Raw genomic sequence first — 21,224 nt, forward strand, 5'->3', positions numbered from 1 at the left:
TCAGCCGTCCCCGCCGCAGGCGAAGCCGCCGAAACTGCCGCCCCAAAACAGAAGCGGATCGCCCTCGTGCAGCACCGCGCGGGTGACGCGGCCCACAAGGATGACATGATCGCCGCCGTCGTAATCGGCGTAGCGCTCGCATTCGAACCGCGCGAGACAGCCGGTCAGCAGCGGCACGCCATGCGCGCCCTCTTCCCAGGCGGCCTCGTCAAACGCATGGGCGGATTTCGAGAACGCCCGGCAGAGCGGTTGCTGGTCGCTCGACAGCACATGGATGGCCATATGTTCGGCCTTGGCGAAGTGATGATAGCGGCTGGAGCCGCGCGACACGGACCAAAGAACCAGTGGCGGGTCGAGCGACACCGAGGAAAAGCTGTTCGCGGTGATCCCGACCGGACCGGCCTCGCCCTTGGTGGTGACGATGGTGACGCCCGTACCGAACCGCGACAGCGCGCCGCGCAGCGCTGCTGCATCGGACGGGTCGGGGGTTATGACGGATTGCATGCTCATGGCACCTCCTGTCCCAAGGCGGCGGTGTAGATCTCGAACCACGTTTCCCGGTCGAGCGAGACTTTGCAGGCGTCGGAAATGGCGCGGATGCGGGACAGGCTGTTGGTGCCCATCACCGGCAGCATCCCGACGGGATGGGCCAGCAGCCACGCCACGGCCACGGCGGTGGCGTCAACGCCCTGCTCTGTGCCTATCCGGGACAGCACGGCGTGGACGGCAGCGCCTTCGTCGGAAAACAGACGCCCGCCGCCAAGGGGCGACCACGCCATCGGGGCGATACCATCTTTTTGCATCCACGCGATATCGCCATTGGCAAAGGGTGCGTGGTGCAGAACGCTGGCTTCGATCTGGTTGGTGCAAAGCGGGGTCGACATGGCGGATTGCAGCAGCGCCCAGTCATGCGGCTTGAAATTCGAGACGCCCACGGCGCGAACCTTGCCAGAGGCCACCAGCGCATCCAGCACGCCCCCCGTTTCGACATGGTCCATCAGCGGATCGGGCCGGTGGATCAGCAACAGGTCGATCCGATCGGTGTGCATGTTGGTCAGCGAGGCCTCGACCGAGGCCGTGATATGCGCAGCGCTGGTGTCGTAGTACTTCACACGACGGTCGGCATATTTCCCGATCGGCGCGACGATATCGCACTTAGTGACCAGTTCGACGGCATCGCGCAGGCCGGGGGCGGCCGCGAAAGCCGCACCGAGAACCTCTTCCGCGCCGTAGTCGCCGTAAATATCTGCCTGATCCAGCGTGGTGATCCCCTGATCCAGACAGGCGCCGATCTTGGCCTGCACATGGGCGGGCGAGGTGTCTGCATCATCGGCCACGCGCCACATGCCGTAGACCAGCCGCGACAGGCTGAGATCGGGGGTAAGGGAAACGCGCTCCATGCTCATCGACGCTCTCCTGCGGCCAGCGGGGTTTGCGGCGGCGTGCTCGGCACCCGGCCATAGGCCTCGGGCAGCGAGCAGGTTTTCAGATGCGGCATGACCCGTTGGCCGAAGCTCTGGCATTCATCCATGTGCGGGTAGCCCGAGAAGATGAAGGCACGAATGCCCATCTTCTTGTACTCTTCGATCTGGGTCAGGATCTGGTCGGTGGAGCCGACGAGTGCCGCGCCACAGCCCGACCGCGCGCGGCCAACGCCGGTCCACAGATGCGGTTCGATATAGCCGAACGTGTCGGCCAGTTCACGCGCCCGTGCCTGATGCGCCACGCCAAGCGAAATCGAGTCATGCGCCCGGTCGCGGATCAGTTGCCCGTATTCGTCGTCCAGTTTGGATACGAGATGGTCCGCGTAGTCCCGCGCCTCGGCCTCGGTATCGCGCACGATCACATGGACACGCAGACCGTAATCCAGCGTCCGCCCGTATTTCTCGGCCACGGCGTTCACCGCCTTCATCCGTTCTGCCAGTTGCTCTTTCGGTTCCGGCCACATCAGGTAGACGTCGCAATGCTGGCCGCATAGCTCCAGCGCGGCGGGGGAATAGCCGCCGAAATAGAGCAGCGGGCCACCTGTCTGATAGGGCTTGGCCGGATCGGTCGTCAGACCCTCGAAATGATATACCTGACCTTGGTAATTGATCTCGTCCTGCGTCCACGCCTGCTTGAGAATCTCCACCACTTCACGCGACCGCTGGTAGCGCAACGCGCTTTCCGCGACCTCGCCGGGGAAGTCGGACGAGATGATGTTGACCGTCAGACGCCCCTTCAGCATGTGGTCCAGTGTGGCGATGGTACGGGCCAGCATGATCGGCTGCATCTCGCCGCAGCGCACGGCGGTCAGCATGTTGATGCGGTCGGTGATGGGGGCGCACCCGGCCACGAAACTCAACGTATCCTGCCCCACCTGATAGGAGGACGGGCACAGGATGTTGCGAAAGCCCTGCCGCTCGGCCTCTTGCAGAATGCCCGAGCAATGCTCCCAGCTTGACCGCAACGCGCCGTCGGGCACGCCGAGATACTCGTAATCGTCCGAGCACAGGGCCGCGAACCACGAAACCTCTGCCGCGTCCAGATCGGGCGACGTGATGGGGACGACTGTCATGCTGGTGCTTCCTCCCAAAAAGCTAAATCTCCCTCTTGCGTATCACCGTCGCATATGTAGATCAATAATGTATCAATTTTCTGGAGTCGCCAATCGTGCCCCCTCCCGCCAAACCCGCCGGTTCGCTGCCGGTCTATTTGCAGATCAGCGAAATGCTGACCCGTGACATTGCAGCCGGGCGCTATCTGGAGGGCGAGCGCTTTCCACCGGAACGCCGGATGGCCGCCGACCTGTCGATCTCGGTCGGCACCCTGCGCAAGGCGCTTGCCGAGCTTGAAAACCGGGGATTACTGGACCGCCGCCATGGGTCCGGCAACTATGTTCGGCCTGTGGCGACGCCCGCCGGGGTCTACGCCTTCTTCCGTATCGAGCTGAAGGGTGGCGGCGGTCTGCCAACGGCGAAAGTGCTCGACATCACCCGGATGCAAAAGCCCGCCGACCTGCCCGCTTTCGGTGCATCAATCGACGCGCACAGGATTCGCCGCCTGCGATTCCTCTCTGGAATTCCCGCCGTGCTTGAGGAAATCTGGCTCGACGGGGCCTATGCCAAGGCGCTCGACCCCGAAGCGGTGTCCGAGTCGCTCTACCTGCATTACCGCGAAGCCTTGGGCCTGCGCATCACCCGCGCCGAGGATCGCGTGGGTGTCGGCACCGTCCCCGTTTGGGCGCCCGACGCCTTTCCGCCACGCCCCGGCACGCCCTGTGGTCTGGTCGACCGGATCAGCCACACGCCCGACGGCAGCATCGCAGAAGTTTCACGCAACTGGTTCGACGCCGACACGGCGCGCCACGTCACCCGGATGAGGTAACAGAAAATGACCGCCACTTTGCGCTACGGGATCATCGGCTGCGGCATGATGGGACAAGAGCATATCCGCAATATCGCGCTGCTTGAGAACGCCGAGGTCGCCGCCATACTGGAGCCGGATCCAGCCATGCGCGACGAGGCCGCCCGACTTGCCCCCGGCGCGGTCTTCTTCGATAGCATCGCAGAGCTTTTGGCCCTCGACGCCGTGAACGTGCTGCTGATCGTCTCGCCCAACCACCTGCATATCGGCCAGTTGGAAGAGATCGCCCGCATTCGCCCCCTGCCCGTTCTGGTTGAAAAACCGCTCTATACCGACCCGGCCGACGCGCCCCGGCTGGAGGCCTTTCGCGCCAGTTATCCGGCCCTGGTCTGGGTGGCGATGGAATACCGCTACATGCCGCCGATTGCCTCCTTCCTCGATCAGGCTGCTGCGACGACGGGAGGCATCAGGATGCTGACCATCCGCGAACACCGCTTTCCCTTCCTGCCGAAAGTCGGCGACTGGAACCGGTTCAACCGCAACACTGGCGGCACGCTGGTGGAAAAATGCTGCCATTTCTTCGACCTGATGCGGCTGGCCATCGGGGCCGATCCGCTGCGCGTCATGGCCTCTGCCGGGCAATCCGTGAACCATCTCGACGAGGCCTATGACGGCGAGACCCCGGATATCTGGGACAACGCCTATGTCATCGTCGATTTTGCCAATGGCGCGCGAGCGATGCTGGACCTGTGCATGTTCGCCGAAGGGGCCCGCTATCAGGAGGAAATCAGCGCCGTCGGCCCCACCGGCAAGATCGAGGCGCTGGTGCCCGGCCCCGGCCGGTTCTGGCCCGACCACTTGGGTGCGCCGCCAGTGCCGAAACTGGTGGTCAGCCCGCGCGCGCCCAAAGGCCCCGAGGAACGCGACATCCCCGTCGATCCCGCGCTGTTGGCGGCGGGCGATCACAACGGGTCGACCTTCTACCAGCACCGGTTGTTCCAGCAGGCGGTCTTGGCTGGCGGGCAGCCGCAGGTCTCGCTCGGCGATGGCGATTGGGCGGTGCGGATGGGGATGGCAGCGCAGGAGTCGGCCCGAACCGGTCAGGCAGTCACGCTTTGATCCAGCAGCCCGGCGACCAAGCCGGGCAGCGCGTCGAACTGCTCGAAGGCGGCGGCATGGGGCAGCTCTGCGACCGGCGTCTTCCGATAGCCTTGTGTAAACAGCAAAAACGCCACGCCGGCGCGCACGGCGGTTTCGGCATCGACCTCGCTGTCGCCCACGTAGATCATCGGCCCGTTCCCAAGTGCTGCAAAGACGGCATGAAGCGGCGCGGGATCGGGTTTCTTCGCAGCCAGGCTGTCGCCGCCAAGGACCGAGTCGAAGAATCGCGCCAGATCGAGGTGGTCCAGTACCGCGCGCGTCGGGGACATCGGCTTGTTGGTGCACAGCCCCAGCCTGTGGCCCGTCGCCCGCAACGACTCCAGCGCCGCGACGGCACCGGGATAGGGATGCGTCCGCCCCACTGCCTTGTCATACCGCCCGACAAACCCCGCGTGCAGGCGCTCTTGATCGGCATCCGCCAGCCCGCGCGCGGCCCGCATCCGGGCCACGAACACCGCAGCGCCCTTGCCCACGAACCCGCGCGCCTCCTCCAGCGACAACGGCTCTGCTCTCTCTTCGGCCAGAACGGCATTGGCGATGGCATGGATGTCCGGCAGGCTGTCGATCAGCGTCCCGTCGAGGTCGAAAACGATGCGCGCCATGGGGCCTCCTGTGGCTGACACGGCTACGTTGCAGACCCCATGGACAGCGTCAAGGCGCGTCGCCGACTACAGCACACCGGGCAAAAAGCGATAGGCCGCCCCCATCCGGTCCACCCGGCCCATGCCACCCCCGGTCAGGTGAAAGCCCACGACCGGCATGTCATCGGCCACGATCCGGTCAAGCAGCGTCAACCGCGTGGACGCTGCGGTCGGCATGTCGTGGTCCGAGCCCGAGGGCATCTCGGGCGCCTCGAACCCCACGTGATGGTTGCCGATGGCGTCCCCGATGATCAGCGTGGGCGTCCCGCCTCCGTCGACAAGGAACGACATGTGCCCCGGCGTATGGCCCGGCGTCATCAATGCCGTCACCCCCGGCAGCACCGTGTCACCGTCGGCGAAGGTCTGCATCTGGTCGCCCATCATCTGCAACCGCCGCGCTGCGCCGACGGCAAAGGCCTGCCGCGCGGTGCCGATCGTGGACACCGTGTCGGGGTCGGTCCAATAGGCCAGTTCCCCGGCCCCCATGACATGCCGCGCCGCGTAAAAGACCGGCTCGTCAAAATCGTCCAACACCCCCCAAAGGTGATCGGGATGGCCATGGGTGAACACCACGTCCGTCACCTCCTGCGGGGTTATCTCAAGCGCGTCGAGCGCGTCCAGCAGGCTGCCTGCCGTCGGCTGAAACGCCGGGCCCGATCCCGCGTCGAACAGCACCACACGCCCCTGCCCGCGCAGAAGTGTCACGTTACAGGGCGGCGTCAGCTCCGTCGCGCCGGTCAGCCCGTGTCGGGCGAGGATCGGCGCCACCGCGTTCTCGGGCATCGGCCCAAGAATGAAATCGGCGGGCAGCACAAGATGACCGTCGCTCAACGTGTCGATCTGCCACTCACCCATCTGCATCGAGGCGTGCAGCCAACGCGGCATCAGCGCCGCCGCCCCGAGGCCCGCCGCCCCCGCCATCAGCATCCTGCGCGTGATCGTGCTCATCTCATGTCTCCCCTTGTGACCGGAGCCATCGCCCCTTCTTGGTTGTGAAAATACCCCGGGCGGGTCGTTCATCGGGCGGCACTGGGCCAAGCCCAATGGGCAACGGGGGCTGGTCCCCCGCCGGTCGCAGCCCAAAGGCGGCGACGCCACCCTATCCGTTCACGCCACCACCCGGGCCAGGGCGCATTGGCTCCACAGGTCGTGCAAGGCATTGGCCAACCGGTCCACCGCGTCATCGTCATGCAAGGGCGACGGGGTAAAGCGCAACCGCTCTTCGCCCTTGGGCACTGTGGGGTAGTTGATCGGCTGCACGTAGATGCCGTAGCGGTCCAGCAGGATGTCCGACAGCATCTTGCACTTGACCGGGTCCTTGACCATCACCGGCACGATATGGCTGGGGTTGGGCAGATGCGGGATGCCCATGCCGTCGAGCCGCGCGCGCAGACGCGCCACCTGCCGTTGCTGTTTCGCGCGCAACCGCGCGCCCTCAAAGCCCTTCAGCACCTTGATCGATTCCGTCGCCGCCGCGGCGATGGCGGGGGGCAAGGCCGTTGTAAAGATAAAGCCGCTGGCAAAGCTGCGGATGAAATCGACCAATGCCGCCGAGCCGGTGATATAGCCGCCAACCACGCCGAAAGCCTTGCCCAGAGTGCCCTCGACAAGCGTCACCCGATCCATCAGCCCCTCGCGTTCGGCAATGCCGCCGCCGCGCGGACCGTAAAGCCCGACCGCGTGTACCTCGTCGAGATAGGTCATCGCGTTGTGCCGCTCGGCCACGTCAAGGATCTCGGCAATCGGGGCAATATCCCCGTCCATCGAATAGACGCTTTCAAAGGCGACGATCTTGGGCGCGTCCGGGTCCAGCTTCGCCAGCCGCCGGTCGAGGTCTTCGACATCATTGTGCCGCCAGATCTGGCGGTCGCAACGGGCGTGACGGATGCCTTCGATCATCGAGGCGTGGTTCAGGCTGTCCGACAGGATGGTGCAGCCCGGAAGGCGCGACCCCAGCGTCGAAAGAGAGGCCCAGTTCGACACGTAGCCCGACGTGAACAGCAGAGCCGCATCCTTGCCGTGCAAGTCGGCCAGTTCGCGTTCCAGCGCAACATGCGCATGGGTCGTGCCAGAGATATTGCGCGTTCCGCCAGCGCCCGCGCCGCAGGCGTCGATGGTTTCGTGCATGGCTGCCAGAACGCGGGGATGCTGGCCCATGCCGAGATAGTCGTTGCCGCACCAGACGGTGACCTCTTCCGCGCCATGATCGCCATGGTTCCGGGCCTGTGGAAAAGCGCCACACTGGCGCGCCAACTCTGCGAAGACGCGATAGTTGCCGTCGTCCTTCAGGGCATCGAGCTGTGCCCTGAAGAACGTGTCATAGGGCCGGGACGTCATTGCCCGGCGGCCTCGCGGGCGATGGCATCCAGAAGGTCTTGGACCGGGGCCATCGACGGCTCGGACATCACGCGATAGCCGATCTGCACCTGACCATCCATGTCGGTCACGAAGACGCTGTAGGGGCAGTTCACGATGTTCATCGGATCGGCTTCCATCACGTCGCGCGACACCAGGGCCGAGCAGAACAGGTAGATATCGGCGTTGTCGAAGATCACCACGTCGCTGCCCGTGTCGGCGCGGGTGCGCTCCAGCATCTCGCCCACATGGCTGGTGTAGTCGATGACCAACCCCCGGCCCACGATGGCGCTTTCCACGCCGAAGGCGGCATCGTCGAAACTGCCGTCGAAACTGTAGGTGACGGCCTGTTGGGCCAGCGCGCCGGTGGTGCCTGCGGCGACCAGAAGGGCAGCGAGGGACAGCTGTCGGATCATATCGGTTCTCCCCGTTGTTGACTGGTGCCCGCCGCATCAGGCGGCGGGACCGCTTGTTTTCACCGGGGAAGGCGGAGGGTCAGGTGACCCGCCTGCCCCATCGCCCCGGTGTCATTCCTGCGTGCGCAGGTATTCGATGATCGCCGCGCGGTCGTCCGCATCATCGAGGCCCCGGTAGGTCATGCGCGTGCCGTTCATGTACGCGCGCGGGTTTTCGAGGAAGGCGTCGATCTCTTCTGGCGTCCAGATCAAGCCGGAGTCGCCCGCGTCCGTCATCGGCCCGGAATAGCGGAACCCGTCCACAGCCCCGGCATGGCGCCCGACGACCCCGTTCAGTATTGGCCCGACCCGGTTGCGGGCATCTTCGCCAACCTGGTGACAGGCGGCACATTGCCGGAAGAGCCTTTCGCCCTCGGCGGCAAGCTCCATGTCGATGGCGTTTTCGTCCACGGCGGGCTCTTGCGTGGCCGGTTCCTCGGCGGCGGCCGTTTCGGTCCCGGCAGCAACGGCGGCGCGGGCCTCGCGGGCGGCGGCATCCTCGGGCGTCACGTCCAGAATGTTGGCCCGCATCACGATTTCCACGCTGTCGGCGCAGTTCGTCATGCAGACGTCGTGCGGCGGAAACAGCGGGCTTTCTTCCCGGTCATCCATGAAGAACCCGTCCTCGTTTGGCAGGTGGATGTCGGTGAAATTCTCGTTCGACAGAACGAACTGGTCGTCCAGCACCACATCGTTCATGTAAAGCAGGAAGGCCGTGATCGCATAAACCTCGTCCGGTTCCAGCGATTGTGCATCGCCGAAGGGCATGGCGCGGTGGACATAGTCCCACACGGTCGAGAGATAGGGCCAATAGGAGCCGATGGTCTTGAGCGGATCGTCCGAGGACAACGACCCCTGCCCGCCCGCCAGCGGCGGCCAGCGGCCGGCCCCCTCGGCGAAACCGCCGTGACAGCTGGCGCAGCGTTCAAGGAAAATATCCTCGCCCTCCAGCACCGATCCCGAACCTTCCGGCAGGCCAAGCCCGTCGGGGCGCACGTCGATGTCCCATGCGGCCACCTCTTCGGGCAGCGCTTCGCGCCCCAGCCCGTAGGTTTGCGCCTGTGCCACGGCCCCGAGACCGGCGACGGTGGCGGCGGTCAGCAGAAGCTTAAGCGATTTCGACATTTTCAACGCTCCCGTCGGCTGCCACGGCGTAGGTCTGGATGCCGTTATTGTGGTAGATCGAATTTTCGCCGCGCACGTCGCGCAGCGCGTCCTTGGTAGGTTGCACATAACCGGTGCTGTCATGCGCGCGGCTTTGCAGGATCATGGGCGAGCCGTCCCAGTCGAACTCGTAGTAGAACCGATGCAGCGACTTGTCCCAGCTTGGGCCATCCATCCGGGCCTCGACCCAGTTGATGCCGCCGTCAATCGTGACATCGACGCGCGGGATGGTACCCCGACCCGACCACGCCAGACCGGTCAGAACCATCGGACCGGGTCCGTGCGTGATGGGGGCCTGCGGCGACGGGCTGGTGATGACGGATTTCGCGTCCATTTCCCAGGTAAAGCGGCGGGCGCGGCCATCGGCCAGAAGGTCGGTATATTTCGACGTTTCTTCGCGCTGCTGCCATGGCTGGTCGCCCACTTCCAGACGGCGCAGCCACTTGACCCACATGTTGCCTTCCCAACCGGGCACGACCAGTCGCACCGGGTAGCCCTGTTCGGGGCGCAGCGCCTCGCCGTTCATCTTGAAGGCGACCATGCAATCGTCGAGCGCCTTTTCCATCGGGATCGAGCGGGTCATCGCGGACGCATCGGCCCCTTCGGCCAGCAGCCATTCGCCAGCGGGTTGAACACCAGCCTCTTCCAGAAGGGTGCGCAGGCGGACGCCTGTATACATCACGTTATGGATCATGCCGTGGGTGTATTGGCAGCCATTAAGCTGTGCGCCACGCCATTCCATGCCCGAGTTCGCCGCGCATTCAAGGAAATAGGCCCGGTTTTCGCGCGGAAAGCGCTTGAGGTCTTCCAGGGTGAAGATCAACTCGCGGTCGACCATGCCGTTGATCATCAGGCGGTATTGCGCGGGGTCGACCTCGGCGATGCCGCCGTGGTGACGCTCGAAACACAATCCATTGGGGGTGATAATACCGTCAAGCTCGTGAATCGGCGTGAAGTTCACCGACGACGTGGTATCGGCGGTCAACCATTCCACGTTGCGGCGCACCACCTGTGCCTCGTATTCCGAAGGATGGCCATAGGGCCGCGCATCGACGCCGTCGCCCAAGTAGCGCGCCCAGGGCTGCACCTCGGTGATCGCCGGATCGGGATCGGTGGCGCGGGCGGCGGTGCCGGTCAGGGCAGCCGCCCCGGCCACGGCAGACCCCGCAAGAAAACTGCGGCGCGTGGGGCCGTCTTTCTGGTGACTGTCGGTCATCTGAGTTCTCCGCTCACCTCTGTCTTTTTCAGTCATGTTGCTCATCCCTTGGCCTCAGGTTCCGCTGACGATGACGGATCGGTTCGGCTGAATATCCACGGTGCCGACCCGGCGGATGTAGCTTTCCGCCACATCCCAGATCGGCGGACCCTCGGTGCCCTCGTTCACGCTGGCCCATCCGGCGACGGTATAGGTGCGGGTCGGGTCGATCAGCTCGCCAGTCGAAAGCAGCGTCATCTCGGAGATGCGGCTGCCCTGCGGCTGGCTGATGTCGATGCGGTAGCCCATGCCACCGACGCGCACCATGTCGCCGCCCTGCTGGTAATAGGGGTCGGTGTTGAACAGGTTGTCGGCCACGTCTTCCATGATGGTATGAATAAATTCTCCCGTCATTTCAGAGCGGTAGCATTCCGGATAGCTCATCGCGGTGGCGTTGAAGAGCAGCTCTCGCGTGATGTCCTGCCCGGCGGGCACCGAACTGCCCCAGCGGAAGCCGGGCGATAGGGCGATATCGGCCTCGCGCTCTTCCAGCATGGCCTGACACAGCAGGTCATCCCATGTGCCGTTGAAGTTGCCACGGCGGTAAAGGGTGCCGACGGTCTGGCCCAGAACCTCGCCCAGCTCCGCCTGGTAGGGCGCGCGCTCGGCGTCGATCAGGGCACGCATCTCGGGGTCGCCCGCGATCACGTCCGAGAAGACCGGGATCAGGCGATAGCCATAGCCCTGCACCCCGCCGTCGCGCACGTCGAGGTCAACCCGGCTGACGAACTTGCCGTGGCTTCCGGTGGCGATCAGCAGCGTGTTGCCCACCACCACGGGTTCCGGCAGCGCGTCATGCGTGTGGCCGGTCAGGATGACGTCGATGCCGGGCACGCGGCTGGCAAGCTTGCGGTCTACGTCGAAGCCGTTATGCGACAGCAGCACCACCACCTCGGCCCCGTTTGCGCGCACTTCCGCGACCATTTCGGCCACGCGGCTTTCGCGGATGCCGAAGCTGAGATCCGGGAACATCCAGCCGGGGTTGGCGATCGGCATATAGGGGAAAGCCTGCCCGATCACGGCGATCTGCACGCCGTTGCGTTCGAACATCTTGTAGGGCTCGTAGGCCGGTTCATCCCACATGGCGTCGAAGATATTGGCGCCGAGGAAGGGAAAATTCAGCTCGTTTTCAACGATCTGCGTGACGCGGTCGATGCCAAGGGTGAATTCCCAATGCGAGGTCATCGCCTCGACCCCGAGCAGGTTCATCGCCCGCACCATGTCACCGCCATCGGTGCGCAACGCGGTGAGCGACCCCTGCCAGGTATCGCCACCATCGAGCAGCAGCGCACCGGGGCGCTCGGTGCGGATTGCGTTGACGACGGTGGCGATCCGGTCGAGCCCGCCCATGCGGCCATATTGCTGCGACAGGGCCGAGAAATCGCCGTAGGTCAGCGCGTAGGCCTCGGGGCTGTCGGGCTGAATGTTGTACATATTCAGGAAATCGGCCCCGGTCACATGCGGCGGCAGGCCCTCGACCTGACCGACGCCGAGGTTGATCTCGGGTTCGCGGAAATAGATCGGGTTCATCTGACCGTGAATGTCAGTCACGTGGATCAGCGTGACATTGCCTACCGGCGCCATGTTCAGCAGGTCGTCCTGCGTCATCAGGCTTTGTTGCGCGGCGAGCCGGCCCCATTTGCCCGTGCCCGACGCCCCCAGAATGGCCGAGGCGGCGACAGAGGCCTGTAAGAATTCACGGCGGGATATCATGCGGTTGGTTCCGTTCCAGTTGGCAAAGGGTCAGGTGTCCCCCCGACGTATCGCCGGGAGGTCAAGTCGTATGGCGGACCAATTGGACCGACGGATGATCAGTTTCGGACCGAGGGGGCCTCGACCGACAAGCCGTTGCCGCGGGACGCGACGTAAAGCTCCAGCGCTGTCAATTCGTCAGAGCCGCGCCCATAGGTTTCCGCCCGCGTGTCGGTGATACAGCCGCGCAAACGGCGGTGGATCGAGCCGACGCCCGCCCATTTCAGGCGGTAGACCGGGAAACCGTTGATCTGCCCTTGCGACAGGTGATCGGCCCGCAGCATGTTGCCGTAGTTGTCCTCATGGCAATTGGCGCAGGAAAAGTTCAACTGGCCGGTGCGGGTGTAGTACATCTCGCGGCCCTGCTCCCAATAGGGGGCGGCTTCCCCGTCGATCTGCACATCCATCGGCATGCCGCGGGACTGGTACGAGATCATCGTCGTCATCGACAGCATCTCGTTGCTTTCCCAGCCCCAGGCTTCGGCGCCCATGCGTTCGGTGCGGCAATTGTTGATGTAGTCCTCCATGGCCCACAACTCGCCGTTCTCGTTCACATGCGGCATCTGCGTGCGGACGCCGGCCATCGATTCCGCGTCGCCGTGACAAGACGCGCAGGACTCGCCCGCCTCGCCTTCCACGACGTTCCACAGGTCGAGGCCCTCATCGACATAAAGCATGCCCGGGTTGTCGAAGTCGTCCATCTGGACGGCCTGTGTTTCCGACGAGCGGAACAGCCACCCCGACATGATCTCGCTCATGTTTTCCATGTGCTCGGGGGCCGGGGCGCGGGTGATGAGGGTCTCGCCATCAATCACCAGTTCGGCGGATTCGTCGCCGAGTGCCGGCGCAACCATGACCGTCCCTGCGAGCAGAACGGCCAGCGTCGCTTTGCGCGTATATCCTGGCATCTTGGTCCTCCCTTGGTTTTCTTTTCCTGGATGCCCGACCGCTTACCAGCTCTGGTCGTCGGTGGCGGTGTAGACATCTCCGTCATCGTCGTACCAGGTGAAGGTGAAGCTGCCGGGCTCCGGCACCGTGGCGTCGAATTCGAAATAGGGGTTGGTGGACACTGCCGGGTCGATGGCAATGTCGATCACCATTTCCCCGTTATATTCGGCAGTGAACCGATTGATGATCTGGCGCGGGATCAGGTTCCCGTCACCATCCCGGCGTTGACCCGATTCCATCGGGTGGCTGATCAGGGTTTTGACTTCGACACTGGCACCGGCCTCGGTGGCATTGTCGACGCGGACGCGGGGGCGAACACCTTCCATGGTCTTTCTCTCCTCCTATACTCGCTCAGCCGCCGCAGCCGCCGATGGTGACTTTTACTTCCTGCGCGGCCATCTGGTACGAACCGTCGGCCATCTCGGCCACGACGATCACGTCCTGAGTGCCCGCGAGGCGAATCCGGGTAGACGCGCGCTGCGCGGCGGCCAACGGCCCGAAGGCGAAGGTTACGACCTCGGGGTTGGGGTTGCCGGATGCAAAGATGGTGATGCGGGCAGCGCCCTCTGCCGCCACTTCCACCGGCACCGTGTTGCCGTTCTCGGCGATTTCGGGCGCGGTAATGATGACGGCCCCGCCCTCGGTGGCCTCGGCCCCGCCGGTGAAGGCGGCCATCGCCTCTTCCATCGTGGTGGCCATCGCCGAGCGCGGCACAAAGCCCGCAACGGCTGCGGCGCTGATCGCCGTGATGAGCGCCTGTCTGCGCGTCAGGTTCATTGTTTTCTCCTCCTGAACTCTCGATCTCTGGATGCGGTCAGTCGTGCAGCGTCATCAGGTAGGCGACCACGTCTTCCACCTGTTGCGCCGACAGGATGGTCTGACCGGCCAGATCCTCTCGGACATTTACGAAGCCTTCATTGACGTAGAAGGCGGGCATCATGGTGTTGGGGAACACGTTCTTGGCGTTGACGAGAATCCCACGCAGGTTGGCTTCGGTCCAACGGTCGCCCACCCCGTCGAGGGTTGGCCCCACGTTGCCGTGGAACTGTTCGTTGGCGAGGTCACTGTTCTGGTGGCACGCCAGGCAGTTTCCCAGCCTGCGGTTGGCGAAAGTATCCCGGCCCGCGGCGGGGTCGCCGACCACGCCGGTCAGCGAGGTTTCGACCACGCCATACTCCCCGAAAACCACATCTCCCGGCGCCACCTCATCGGCAATCGCGGGGGCAGCGATCATCAGCGCGCCAGCTGCAAGAGCTGTAAGTTTCACGTCCATTCCTCCCGTTTGTATTCTTTCGTCCACCATAGGGGCCGGGGTCGAGTCTTTGCAACATTAAATTCGCATTTTTGAATGCGAAAGCGTTGACCGGCGTCAATGACGGTCACTCGATGATGCCCATTTCCTGAAGTCTTCTGGCATGATAACGCTGAAAGCCTTCCTCTTCATCGTAGCCGTGCCCCAACACCCAGGTGAACAGGTTGAACGTCGTCCAACCGCTGAAGGCCCCGGGCATCGACGCCACCGCGGCCTGGGGCGCGGTCCGGTCTTCGCTGACCTCTTCGGGCATGAACATCAGGGTCGGCGTGAACAGAATGCCCCAGCGGCGGGCAATGTCTCGCTCGCTCATCACGGTCCCGTCGAAATCGGTGACCTCCAGACTTCCGTGCAGGTTGAGCCGCACGACGAAGAAATCATCCGTCAACATCGCCGCGATGTCGTCGCGGGAAAAAACGGTTTCGTGCATCTCGCGGCAATAAATGCAGCCCCGCTGTTCGAACAGGATCAACAGGCGTTGGCCGTTGGCATTGGCGTCGGCCAGATCTTCGCGCAGATCTAGGAAGGTGTCCTCGATCCATGGCTCGACATGCAGGCCGGCATCGTCCAGCTCGGCCATCGCTGGTGCGGAAAGGGCAAGCCCCATGGCAAGACCGATCAGACCATAAAAAAGCTGTTTCATCGTTCCTCCCCTCAGACGACCTACCCAAGCCGGGTAAAGTCGGGTCCATATTCGATCATCCATTCCGCGATGCGATTGACGGAATCGGTTGCAATGAGCACCGCGAACAGGATGAGAAGCACGCCCATGCCCTTTTCAACCTTGCCCATGTGGCGGCGAAAGCGTTGCATCCAGCGCATGAACGGCCCCACGAACCCCGCCGCAACCACGAAAGGCAGCGTCATTCCCAGCCCGTAGACCATCAAGAGCAGCGCGCCCTTTCCGGCCGTGCCGGCATCTGCCGCCGTGAACAGGATCGCCGCCAGAACCGGCCCGACGCAGGGCGTCCAGCCAAAGGCGAAGGCCAGCCCGATCAAGTAGGCACCGAGCAATCCCTTGCCCCGGTCCATACCGCCATCGGCCCGCATTTGCCGATACAACAGCGGGATCTTGACCACCCCCAGAAAGTGCAGCCCCATGACCAGTATGATCGCCGCCGCGAACCATCGCAGCACCGGCATCGCCTCGCGTACGGTCTGGCCAAAGGTCGAGGCCGCCATGCCGAGCGCCATAAAGATGGTCAGAATACCGAGGCTGAAGGCAATGGCGGGCAAGATCGCCCTGCGGCTGGCCGCGCCATTGTCGCGCGCGGCCATGACCTCGTCGGCGCTCATCCCCGCAAGGTAGGACAGGTAAAACGGAACAATGGGCAGAATGCACGGCGACAGGAACGATAGAAGTCCCGCAAGGGCCGCTGCACCGAAGCTGATGTCAAACACGCACGCGCCCTCCCCTGCACTTGCCATATTCACACATTCAAAATACATTATGTATAGGGATCGTCAATCGTGAGTATGCCGATGAATGCAAAAATCCTTGGGCTGGCCGGGGCGACCCTTCTGGCGCTGTCGACACCGCTGGTCGCCCAACCGGAACTGGTCATGGTCGAACAGGACGGCTGCGTCTATTGCCGCCGCTGGCATACCGAGATCGGCGAAAGCTATGCCCGCAGCGATTTCGGGCAGGCCATGCCCCTGCGCCGGGTCGACCTGCACGATCTGCCCGATGATCTTTCGCCGGCAAGGGCCGTGGTCTTCACCCCGACTTTCCTGTTGATGGACGATGGAACCGAACTGTCCCGCGCCGAAGGCTACGCGGGGGCAGAATTGTTCTGGATGCAGATGGAGTTGTTGTCCCGCGCCTTGCCGTCTGAAAGACCGGCTGCCCAATGACCGGGCAAACGCTCTTTTCGCAGCCCTTTTCCCGCGCCGCGTCATCGTGCCAGTCCCGAAATGGGCCGGTACGGTCTGGACGGATGTGGGAAAAAAGGTCCATAAGCTCTACAACCTTGGTATCGGGCAGCATTTTCGCCCATGGGCAAGAACGGACGGGGCGTCATGGGCCTTCCAGCACAGATTGCGGACCTTGAGGACGACGAGATGGAGCGGCTTGCCAACAGCGCAACCGAGGCTGCCCAACTGCTCAAGGCCGTCAGCCATGAGGGTCGTTTGATGATCCTGTGCTATCTGGCGAATGGGGAACGCTCGGTGACCGAGTTGGAGCAATTGCTGCACGCCCGGCAAGCCGCCGTTTCACAACAACTGGCGCGGCTGCGGCTGGAAGGTCTGGTCAGCACCCGGCGCGATGGCAAGACGATCTGGTACCGCCTGTCCGATCCGCGCACGGTGAGAATTCTTGAACTTGTCTACGATATGTTCTGTAATCCCGAAACGTCCGACGACGGCTGAGGCCCTGCCTGCCCGCCGGACGCAAGGGAGGACGACATGCCAGAATTTTCCGACGCGGCGCTTGCGGCGCTGATCGGCCTCGCGACCGGGTTGGTGTTGGGGCTGGCGGCGCGTGTGGGCCGGTTCTGCACCCTCGCCGCCATCGAGGACGCCACCTATGGCGGCAATGGCGACCGGCTGCGAATGTGGGGGATTGCCCTTGGCGTGGCGATCCTTGGCACGCACCTGTTGATTGCGACGGGCCTGCTGGTGCCCGGCGATGTGTTCTACCTGCGCAACTGGTCGATCGGGGGCGCCGTCGCGGGCGGTCTTCTGTTCGGGGTCGGCATGGCGCTTGCGGGCAATTGCGGCTTTGGGGCCTTGGCGCGCATTGGGGGCGGCGATTTCCGCTCGGGCGTGGTCGTCGTGACGATGGGAATCATGGCCTATGCCACGATCTCGGGGCCTCTTGCCCCGCTGCGGGTGGCCTTGCTGGGGGCCGAGCCGATACCGCGCGACGAGGCCATCGGTCTGGGCGGGCTGCTGGCACGGGCGACGGGCCTGCCGGAATGGCTGTTTGCCGCGATCGTTGCCGCCGTGCTGGTCATTCTCGCGTTGCGCGGTGCGGACTGGGGCGGGTTTCGTCGATACGCCCTGTGGGCCGGGGTGGTCGGGGCGACCATCACCGCCACATGGGCCGCGATGCAGGCATTGAATTTCCACAGTTTCGAGGCAATCCCGGTCGCCGATCACAGCTTTGCAGCACCGATCGGCGAAACCATCCTCTATGTCATGACCTCCACCGGCTCGGGCCTGACCTTCGGCATCGGCTCGGTTCTGGGGGTTGTTCTCGGGGCTTTTCTCGGCAGCACGCGACTTGGCCATTTCCGGTGGGAAGCCTGCGATGACGCGCGCGAACTGGGGCGGCAACTGGTCGGCGCTTCGATGATGGGCGTGGGCGCGGTGCTGGCGGGGGGCTGTTCCGTGGGACAGGGCCTGTCGGCCTTTTCCGTGCTGGCCATCAGCGCCCCTATTGCGTTGCTCAGCATCTATGCGGGCGCCCGGATCGGGCTGCATTTCCTGATCTATGGCCAAGGTTTCCGCAACGCGGACTGAGCGTTTCCCGATCAGGCTTTGTGCCGGCGTCCAAAGCCCCTAAGCTGCATGCAACAGGCAACGGGGACCGACAGGCATGGCAATCGACTGGAACCGGGAACGGCGCAACGCGTTTGTGCTGCTGGCGATGATCGCATGGCTGATCGGCGCGGCTCCCCACCTGATGGGCTGGGCCCTGTCCGGCACGCCCCCCGATCCGCTGGTCTGGAACATGACCCATTTCCACGTCAGCTATCAAGAGTTCGGCTTTCTGCGCCGGGGGCTGGTTGGATCGCTGGTGGCGCCGCTCTTTGCCTTGCTGCCCGATGGCGGGCTGGCCGAATATGCCGTGATGATCGGAATCGACGCCCTCGCCTGCCTTGGGCTGGCCATTGTCGCCTCGCGGCTGTTCCTGCCCTTGGGCGGCGCTGTGCCCGGCCAAAGGCTGTTTGCGGTGGCGCTGCTGATTTCGCCGGTGGGGATGATGCAGGCGGGGTTCGATCTGGCCCGGCTGGACCACCTGAATTTCGCTCTGGTTGCCTTGGCCCTTTGGGCAGTGATGCGGGGGCGGTTTTGGCTGACCGCGCTCTGTGCAACCGCCGCGATGCTGATCCACGAGGCGGTGCTGTTTTACGGCATCCCGGTGCTGCTGGCCGTGACATGGATGCGCACCGGGTCGCTTCGCCCGGTTGCCCTTGTCGCCGGTCCGGTCCTGGCCGCCGCCGGGGCGTTGGTGCTGTGGGGCGGGACCGAGGTCGATCTGGCCACGGCCCTGCCACCCGAGGTCAACCTCGCCGCCTCGGTCTGGACGCGCGACCTGCTGGAACCGGCGCGCGGGTTTCCGCCGCTGCACTACGCGATTGCCGCCTACATGGCGCTTGTTCCGCTGCTATTGCTGTGGCGGCACTACCGGCTGAACGCGGTCGCGCCCGATCTGCTGTTGCTGGCGCCGGTGGCCGGGCTGGCGCTGTTTGTTCTCGGGGTCGACTATGGCCGCTGGTCGCAGACGATCCTGTTCGCGGTGCTGCTGGTGTTGGCCGCGGCCCCGGCGCTTGGCCGCCGGCGGGGTGCGGACCTTGCCCCCCTGCCCTTGCGGGTGGCAATCCTGCCATGGCTGGTGCCGCTTGGCCCCATTGGCATCGCGGTGCTTTATCCGTTCCTGCCGTGGATTGTCTGAGGTCTCAGTCCTCGTCCACCACGTGCAACAACCCCGGAACCGCCGGACAGGGCGTCAGTTCGTTTTGGACCACATCCGACAGCCGTGTCTGGTGCAGGAACACATAGACATGCGCCGACAACCCCTCCCACAGACGGTTGGTCATGCTTTGCGCGCGGCTGCCTGAAGCCCCGCCCGACGCGCCCGCCCCGGTGTGCAGCGCGCTGACGGTTTCATCCACAGCGCCCAAGACATCGGCCACCCGGATCTCGGACGCCGGTCGCGCCAGCCGGTAACCGCCCCCCGGCCCGCGGACCGAGTCGACCAGCCCGGCCCGGCGCAGCTTGACGAAAAGCTGTTCCAGATAGGGCAGCGAAATGCTCTGCCGTTTGGAAATTTCCGCCAACGAGGTCAGTCCGCGGTCGGGTTGCAGGGCCAGATCGGCCAGCGCAACCATCGCATAGCGGCCCTTGGTGCTCAATTTCATCGGTTTTTGCCCTCTGCGTGGCCATCAGGCCCCTCTGAACGTTGACCTTTCGCGCAGGGACGCTTAACTGCGATCCACCTGCCTGTGCAAGAACCACAGGCCAACAAACCATTCTAGGGAGCGCCGCGCCCGGTCGTCAATGACGCCTGCCGCCCCTCTCAGGAAGAACGAAGGAGCCGCGATGCCTGAGGTGATTTTTCCCGGACCGGAGGGCCGTCTCGAAGGCCGTTACCATCCGCAAAAGGCCAAAGACGCCCCCATCGCCATCATCCTTCATCCGCACCCGCAATTCGGCGGGACGATGAACAACCGGGTGGTCTATAACCTGCACTACGCCTTCCACCAGATGGGCTTTACGGTGCTGCGCTTCAATTTTCGGGGCGTGGGCCGCAGCCAGGGCGAATACGATCAGGGTGTGGGCGAACTGAGCGATGCGGCCTCGGCGCTGGATTACCTGCAATCCATGAACCAGAACTCCAAGCATTGCTGGGTCGCCGGTTTCAGCTTTGGCGCATGGATCGGGATGCAGTTGCTTATGCGCCGACCCGAGATCACCGGGTTCATTTCTGTTTCGCCCCCCGCGAACATGTATGATTTCAGCTTCCTCGCGCCTTGCCCCGCCTCGGGTCTGGTCATCAACGGATCGGCCGACCGGGTGGCGAAACCTCAGGACACGCGCATCCTGGTGGACAAGCTGCACGAACAGAAGGGCATCACCATAACCCACGAGGAGATGGAGGGTGCCGGGCATTTCTTCGAAGACCCCTACATGGAGCCGATGATCGACTCGGTGCAGGGCTATGTGCGCCGCCGCCTCACCGAATCCACGCGCTGAGGCCCCGGGATGGACTTCGTCACAGAGCTTGCCGATGCTTTGGCCGAGGATGCACTGAAGGCCGAGGATGAGCTGGACGACGATCGCCTGATCGAACAACTCTCGACCACGATCGGCGCGGCCTCGATGACGTTGCAGGAGGCGTTCATGACCTCGGTGCGCATCCGCCGCGCCGAGAAGCGGGCGCGGATCTGGCTGTCCAACCGTATCGACAAGGCAAAGCAGGTGAAAGAGGCCGAGGGGTGAGCGCCCGACTCGACGCGCAGCTTGCCTTCCTGCTGGAAGCCGACCGGCTGAAACAGATCACCCGTGCCTCCTATCTCGCCGACCGCTCGCGCCATGAAAACAGCGCCGAACACAGCTGGCACCTGACGCTCTTCGCGCTCGTTCTGGCCGATCAGGCCCCCGAGGGCGTGCAGATCGACCGGGTGATCCGAATGCTGATCCTGCATGATATCGTCGAGATAGACGCGGGCGACGCGCCTATTCACGGCGCGGTGGACACGGAGGCGATGGCGGCGCGCGAACAGGCGGCCGCCGACCGGCTGTTCGGTTTGCTGCCAGGGGATCAGACGGTGGAGTTCCGGGCGCTCTGGGAAGAGTTCGAGGCCGCCGAAAGCCCCGACGCCATCTTCGCCAAATCGCTGGACCGGTTCCAGCCGCCAGTGCTGAACCTGCATTCCGAGGGCGGCAGCTGGCCAGACTACGACGTGACCGAGGAACAGGTGCGCAGCCGCGTGGGCCCCAAGATCGCCCGCGGCGCGCCGGGGCTGTGGGACTGGCTCAGCCCGAAGCTGACCGCGTGGTTCGGCAAGGAATGACACCGGCAGACAGAAAATTCCCCCGAAGGAATTTTCCTGCCAAGGGAACAATCTTCGAGAAGATTTTTCCGGCTCCGGGGAAAGATTTTCGGG

At 64.2% G+C, this 21,224-nt stretch carries 26 protein-coding genes; 9 read left to right on the plus strand and 17 right to left on the minus strand.

Annotated elements, in window-relative coordinates; translation table 11 throughout:
- From BKY27_RS04345 to BKY27_RS04355, 3 genes are read right to left on the minus strand one after another with little or no spacing between them, the layout of a single operon-like run.
- Window positions 1-510 carry a flavin reductase family protein gene (locus BKY27_RS04345; protein WP_071673225.1) on the minus strand — a complete coding sequence of 170 codons (510 nt, stop codon included), beginning with the start codon at window positions 508-510 and terminating at the stop codon, window positions 1-3.
- Window positions 507-1,400, minus strand: coding sequence for an aldo/keto reductase (locus BKY27_RS04350; RefSeq protein WP_071673454.1), 894 nt, complete (start codon window positions 1,398-1,400; stop codon window positions 507-509). Before BKY27_RS04350 ends, BKY27_RS04345 begins: the two co-directional genes overlap by 4 nt.
- A 2-nt stretch (window positions 1,401-1,402) precedes the next feature.
- Window positions 1,403-2,557 (minus strand): LLM class flavin-dependent oxidoreductase, encoded by a 1,155-nt coding sequence (locus tag BKY27_RS04355; protein WP_071673226.1) that lies wholly within the window; start codon window positions 2,555-2,557, stop codon window positions 1,403-1,405.
- 95 nt (window positions 2,558-2,652) lie between these two features.
- On the opposite strand from BKY27_RS04355, the gene BKY27_RS04360 reads away from it, so the two are divergent.
- Complete coding sequence (locus BKY27_RS04360) at window positions 2,653-3,366, plus strand: GntR family transcriptional regulator (RefSeq protein WP_199559071.1); 714 nt, start codon at window positions 2,653-2,655, stop codon at window positions 3,364-3,366.
- A gap of 6 nt (window positions 3,367-3,372) precedes the next feature.
- Window positions 3,373-4,464 carry a Gfo/Idh/MocA family protein gene (locus BKY27_RS04365; RefSeq protein WP_071673227.1) on the plus strand — a complete coding sequence of 364 codons (1,092 nt, stop codon included), beginning with the start codon at window positions 3,373-3,375 and terminating at the stop codon, window positions 4,462-4,464.
- Here the strand turns inward: BKY27_RS04365 and gph are convergent.
- From gph to BKY27_RS04430, 13 genes are all read right to left on the minus strand, one after another.
- Window positions 4,446-5,108, minus strand: coding sequence for a phosphoglycolate phosphatase (gph, locus tag BKY27_RS04370; RefSeq protein ID WP_071673228.1), 663 nt, complete (start codon window positions 5,106-5,108; stop codon window positions 4,446-4,448). The two genes, BKY27_RS04365 and gph, sit on opposite strands and share 19 nt — an antisense overlap.
- A gap of 66 nt (window positions 5,109-5,174) precedes the next feature.
- Window positions 5,175-6,095: an MBL fold metallo-hydrolase gene (locus BKY27_RS04375; protein ID WP_071673229.1), complete on the minus strand. Its 921-nt coding sequence runs from the start codon at window positions 6,093-6,095 to the stop codon at window positions 5,175-5,177.
- A gap of 159 nt (window positions 6,096-6,254) precedes the next feature.
- Window positions 6,255-7,484: a 5-aminolevulinate synthase gene (gene hemA / locus BKY27_RS04380; protein ID WP_071673230.1), complete on the minus strand. Its 1,230-nt coding sequence runs from the start codon at window positions 7,482-7,484 to the stop codon at window positions 6,255-6,257.
- Window positions 7,481-7,915 carry a DUF302 domain-containing protein gene (locus BKY27_RS04385; RefSeq protein WP_071673456.1) on the minus strand — a complete coding sequence of 145 codons (435 nt, stop codon included), beginning with the start codon at window positions 7,913-7,915 and terminating at the stop codon, window positions 7,481-7,483. The genes hemA and BKY27_RS04385 overlap by 4 nt, the downstream gene beginning before the upstream one ends.
- A gap of 114 nt (window positions 7,916-8,029) precedes the next feature.
- Window positions 8,030-9,082, minus strand: a complete 1,053-nt coding sequence (locus BKY27_RS04390; RefSeq protein WP_071673231.1) for a c-type cytochrome — start codon at window positions 9,080-9,082, stop codon at window positions 8,030-8,032.
- A complete protein-coding gene (gene soxC, locus BKY27_RS04395; protein WP_071673232.1) occupies window positions 9,066-10,337 on the minus strand; it encodes a sulfite dehydrogenase in 1,272 nt (423 codons plus the stop codon). Before soxC ends, BKY27_RS04390 begins: the two co-directional genes overlap by 17 nt.
- 54 nt (window positions 10,338-10,391) lie before the next feature.
- On the minus strand, window positions 10,392-12,089 hold the full coding sequence (gene soxB / locus BKY27_RS04400; protein ID WP_071673233.1) for a thiosulfohydrolase SoxB: 1,698 nt from the start codon (window positions 12,087-12,089) through the stop codon (window positions 10,392-10,394).
- A gap of 98 nt (window positions 12,090-12,187) precedes the next feature.
- Complete coding sequence (gene soxA, locus BKY27_RS04405; protein ID WP_071673234.1) at window positions 12,188-13,036, minus strand: sulfur oxidation c-type cytochrome SoxA; 849 nt, start codon at window positions 13,034-13,036, stop codon at window positions 12,188-12,190.
- A 42-nt stretch (window positions 13,037-13,078) separates the two neighbouring features.
- The gene (gene soxZ / locus BKY27_RS04410; RefSeq protein ID WP_071673235.1) at window positions 13,079-13,402 is read right to left on the minus strand and encodes a thiosulfate oxidation carrier complex protein SoxZ; all 324 of its coding nucleotides are present in this window, start codon (window positions 13,400-13,402) and stop codon (window positions 13,079-13,081) included.
- 25 nt (window positions 13,403-13,427) lie between these two features.
- Entirely contained in the window at window positions 13,428-13,853 is a 426-nt protein-coding gene (soxY, locus tag BKY27_RS04415; protein ID WP_071673236.1) for a thiosulfate oxidation carrier protein SoxY, read from the minus strand.
- 37 nt (window positions 13,854-13,890) lie between these two features.
- Window positions 13,891-14,349: a sulfur oxidation c-type cytochrome SoxX gene (gene soxX, locus BKY27_RS04420; RefSeq protein WP_071673237.1), complete on the minus strand. Its 459-nt coding sequence runs from the start codon at window positions 14,347-14,349 to the stop codon at window positions 13,891-13,893.
- Between the two features lie 106 nt (window positions 14,350-14,455).
- Window positions 14,456-15,031: a thioredoxin family protein gene (locus BKY27_RS04425; RefSeq protein WP_071673238.1), complete on the minus strand. Its 576-nt coding sequence runs from the start codon at window positions 15,029-15,031 to the stop codon at window positions 14,456-14,458.
- 20 nt (window positions 15,032-15,051) lie between these two features.
- Window positions 15,052-15,789: a cytochrome c biogenesis CcdA family protein gene (locus tag BKY27_RS04430; RefSeq protein WP_071673457.1), complete on the minus strand. Its 738-nt coding sequence runs from the start codon at window positions 15,787-15,789 to the stop codon at window positions 15,052-15,054.
- 75 nt (window positions 15,790-15,864) lie between these two features.
- Here BKY27_RS04430 and BKY27_RS04435 point away from each other — a divergent pair, with 75 nt between their 5' ends.
- From BKY27_RS04435 to BKY27_RS04450, 4 genes are all read left to right on the plus strand, one after another.
- On the plus strand, window positions 15,865-16,242 hold the full coding sequence (locus BKY27_RS04435; protein WP_071673239.1) for a thioredoxin domain-containing protein: 378 nt from the start codon (window positions 15,865-15,867) through the stop codon (window positions 16,240-16,242).
- Between the two features lie 165 nt (window positions 16,243-16,407).
- Window positions 16,408-16,758 (plus strand): ArsR/SmtB family transcription factor, encoded by a 351-nt coding sequence (locus BKY27_RS04440; RefSeq protein WP_071673240.1) that lies wholly within the window; start codon window positions 16,408-16,410, stop codon window positions 16,756-16,758.
- 36 nt (window positions 16,759-16,794) lie between these two features.
- A complete protein-coding gene (locus BKY27_RS04445; protein ID WP_071673241.1) occupies window positions 16,795-17,853 on the plus strand; it encodes a YeeE/YedE family protein in 1,059 nt (352 codons plus the stop codon).
- Between the two features lie 76 nt (window positions 17,854-17,929).
- The gene (locus BKY27_RS04450) at window positions 17,930-19,009 is read left to right on the plus strand and encodes a hypothetical protein (RefSeq protein ID WP_071673242.1); all 1,080 of its coding nucleotides are present in this window, start codon (window positions 17,930-17,932) and stop codon (window positions 19,007-19,009) included.
- A gap of 4 nt (window positions 19,010-19,013) precedes the next feature.
- Here BKY27_RS04450 and iscR read toward each other — a convergent pair whose 3' ends face one another.
- Entirely contained in the window at window positions 19,014-19,475 is a 462-nt protein-coding gene (gene iscR / locus BKY27_RS04455; RefSeq protein ID WP_071673243.1) for a Fe-S cluster assembly transcriptional regulator IscR, read from the minus strand.
- A gap of 181 nt (window positions 19,476-19,656) precedes the next feature.
- On the opposite strand from iscR, the gene BKY27_RS04460 reads away from it, so the two are divergent.
- The 3 genes from BKY27_RS04460 to BKY27_RS04470 are packed head-to-tail and all read left to right on the plus strand — an operon-like array spanning window position 19,657 to window position 21,131.
- Window positions 19,657-20,310, plus strand: coding sequence for an alpha/beta hydrolase (locus BKY27_RS04460; RefSeq protein WP_071673244.1), 654 nt, complete (start codon window positions 19,657-19,659; stop codon window positions 20,308-20,310).
- 9 nt (window positions 20,311-20,319) lie between these two features.
- Window positions 20,320-20,556: a hypothetical protein gene (locus BKY27_RS04465; protein ID WP_071673245.1), complete on the plus strand. Its 237-nt coding sequence runs from the start codon at window positions 20,320-20,322 to the stop codon at window positions 20,554-20,556.
- A complete protein-coding gene (locus tag BKY27_RS04470; protein ID WP_071673246.1) occupies window positions 20,553-21,131 on the plus strand; it encodes an HD domain-containing protein in 579 nt (192 codons plus the stop codon). The genes BKY27_RS04465 and BKY27_RS04470 overlap by 4 nt, the downstream gene beginning before the upstream one ends.
- Window positions 21,132-21,224 lie beyond the last annotated feature (93 nt).

Origin of the sequence: Nioella nitratireducens, assembly GCF_001879715.1 — a bacterium.
GTDB lineage: Bacteria > Pseudomonadota > Alphaproteobacteria > Rhodobacterales > Rhodobacteraceae > Nioella > Nioella nitratireducens.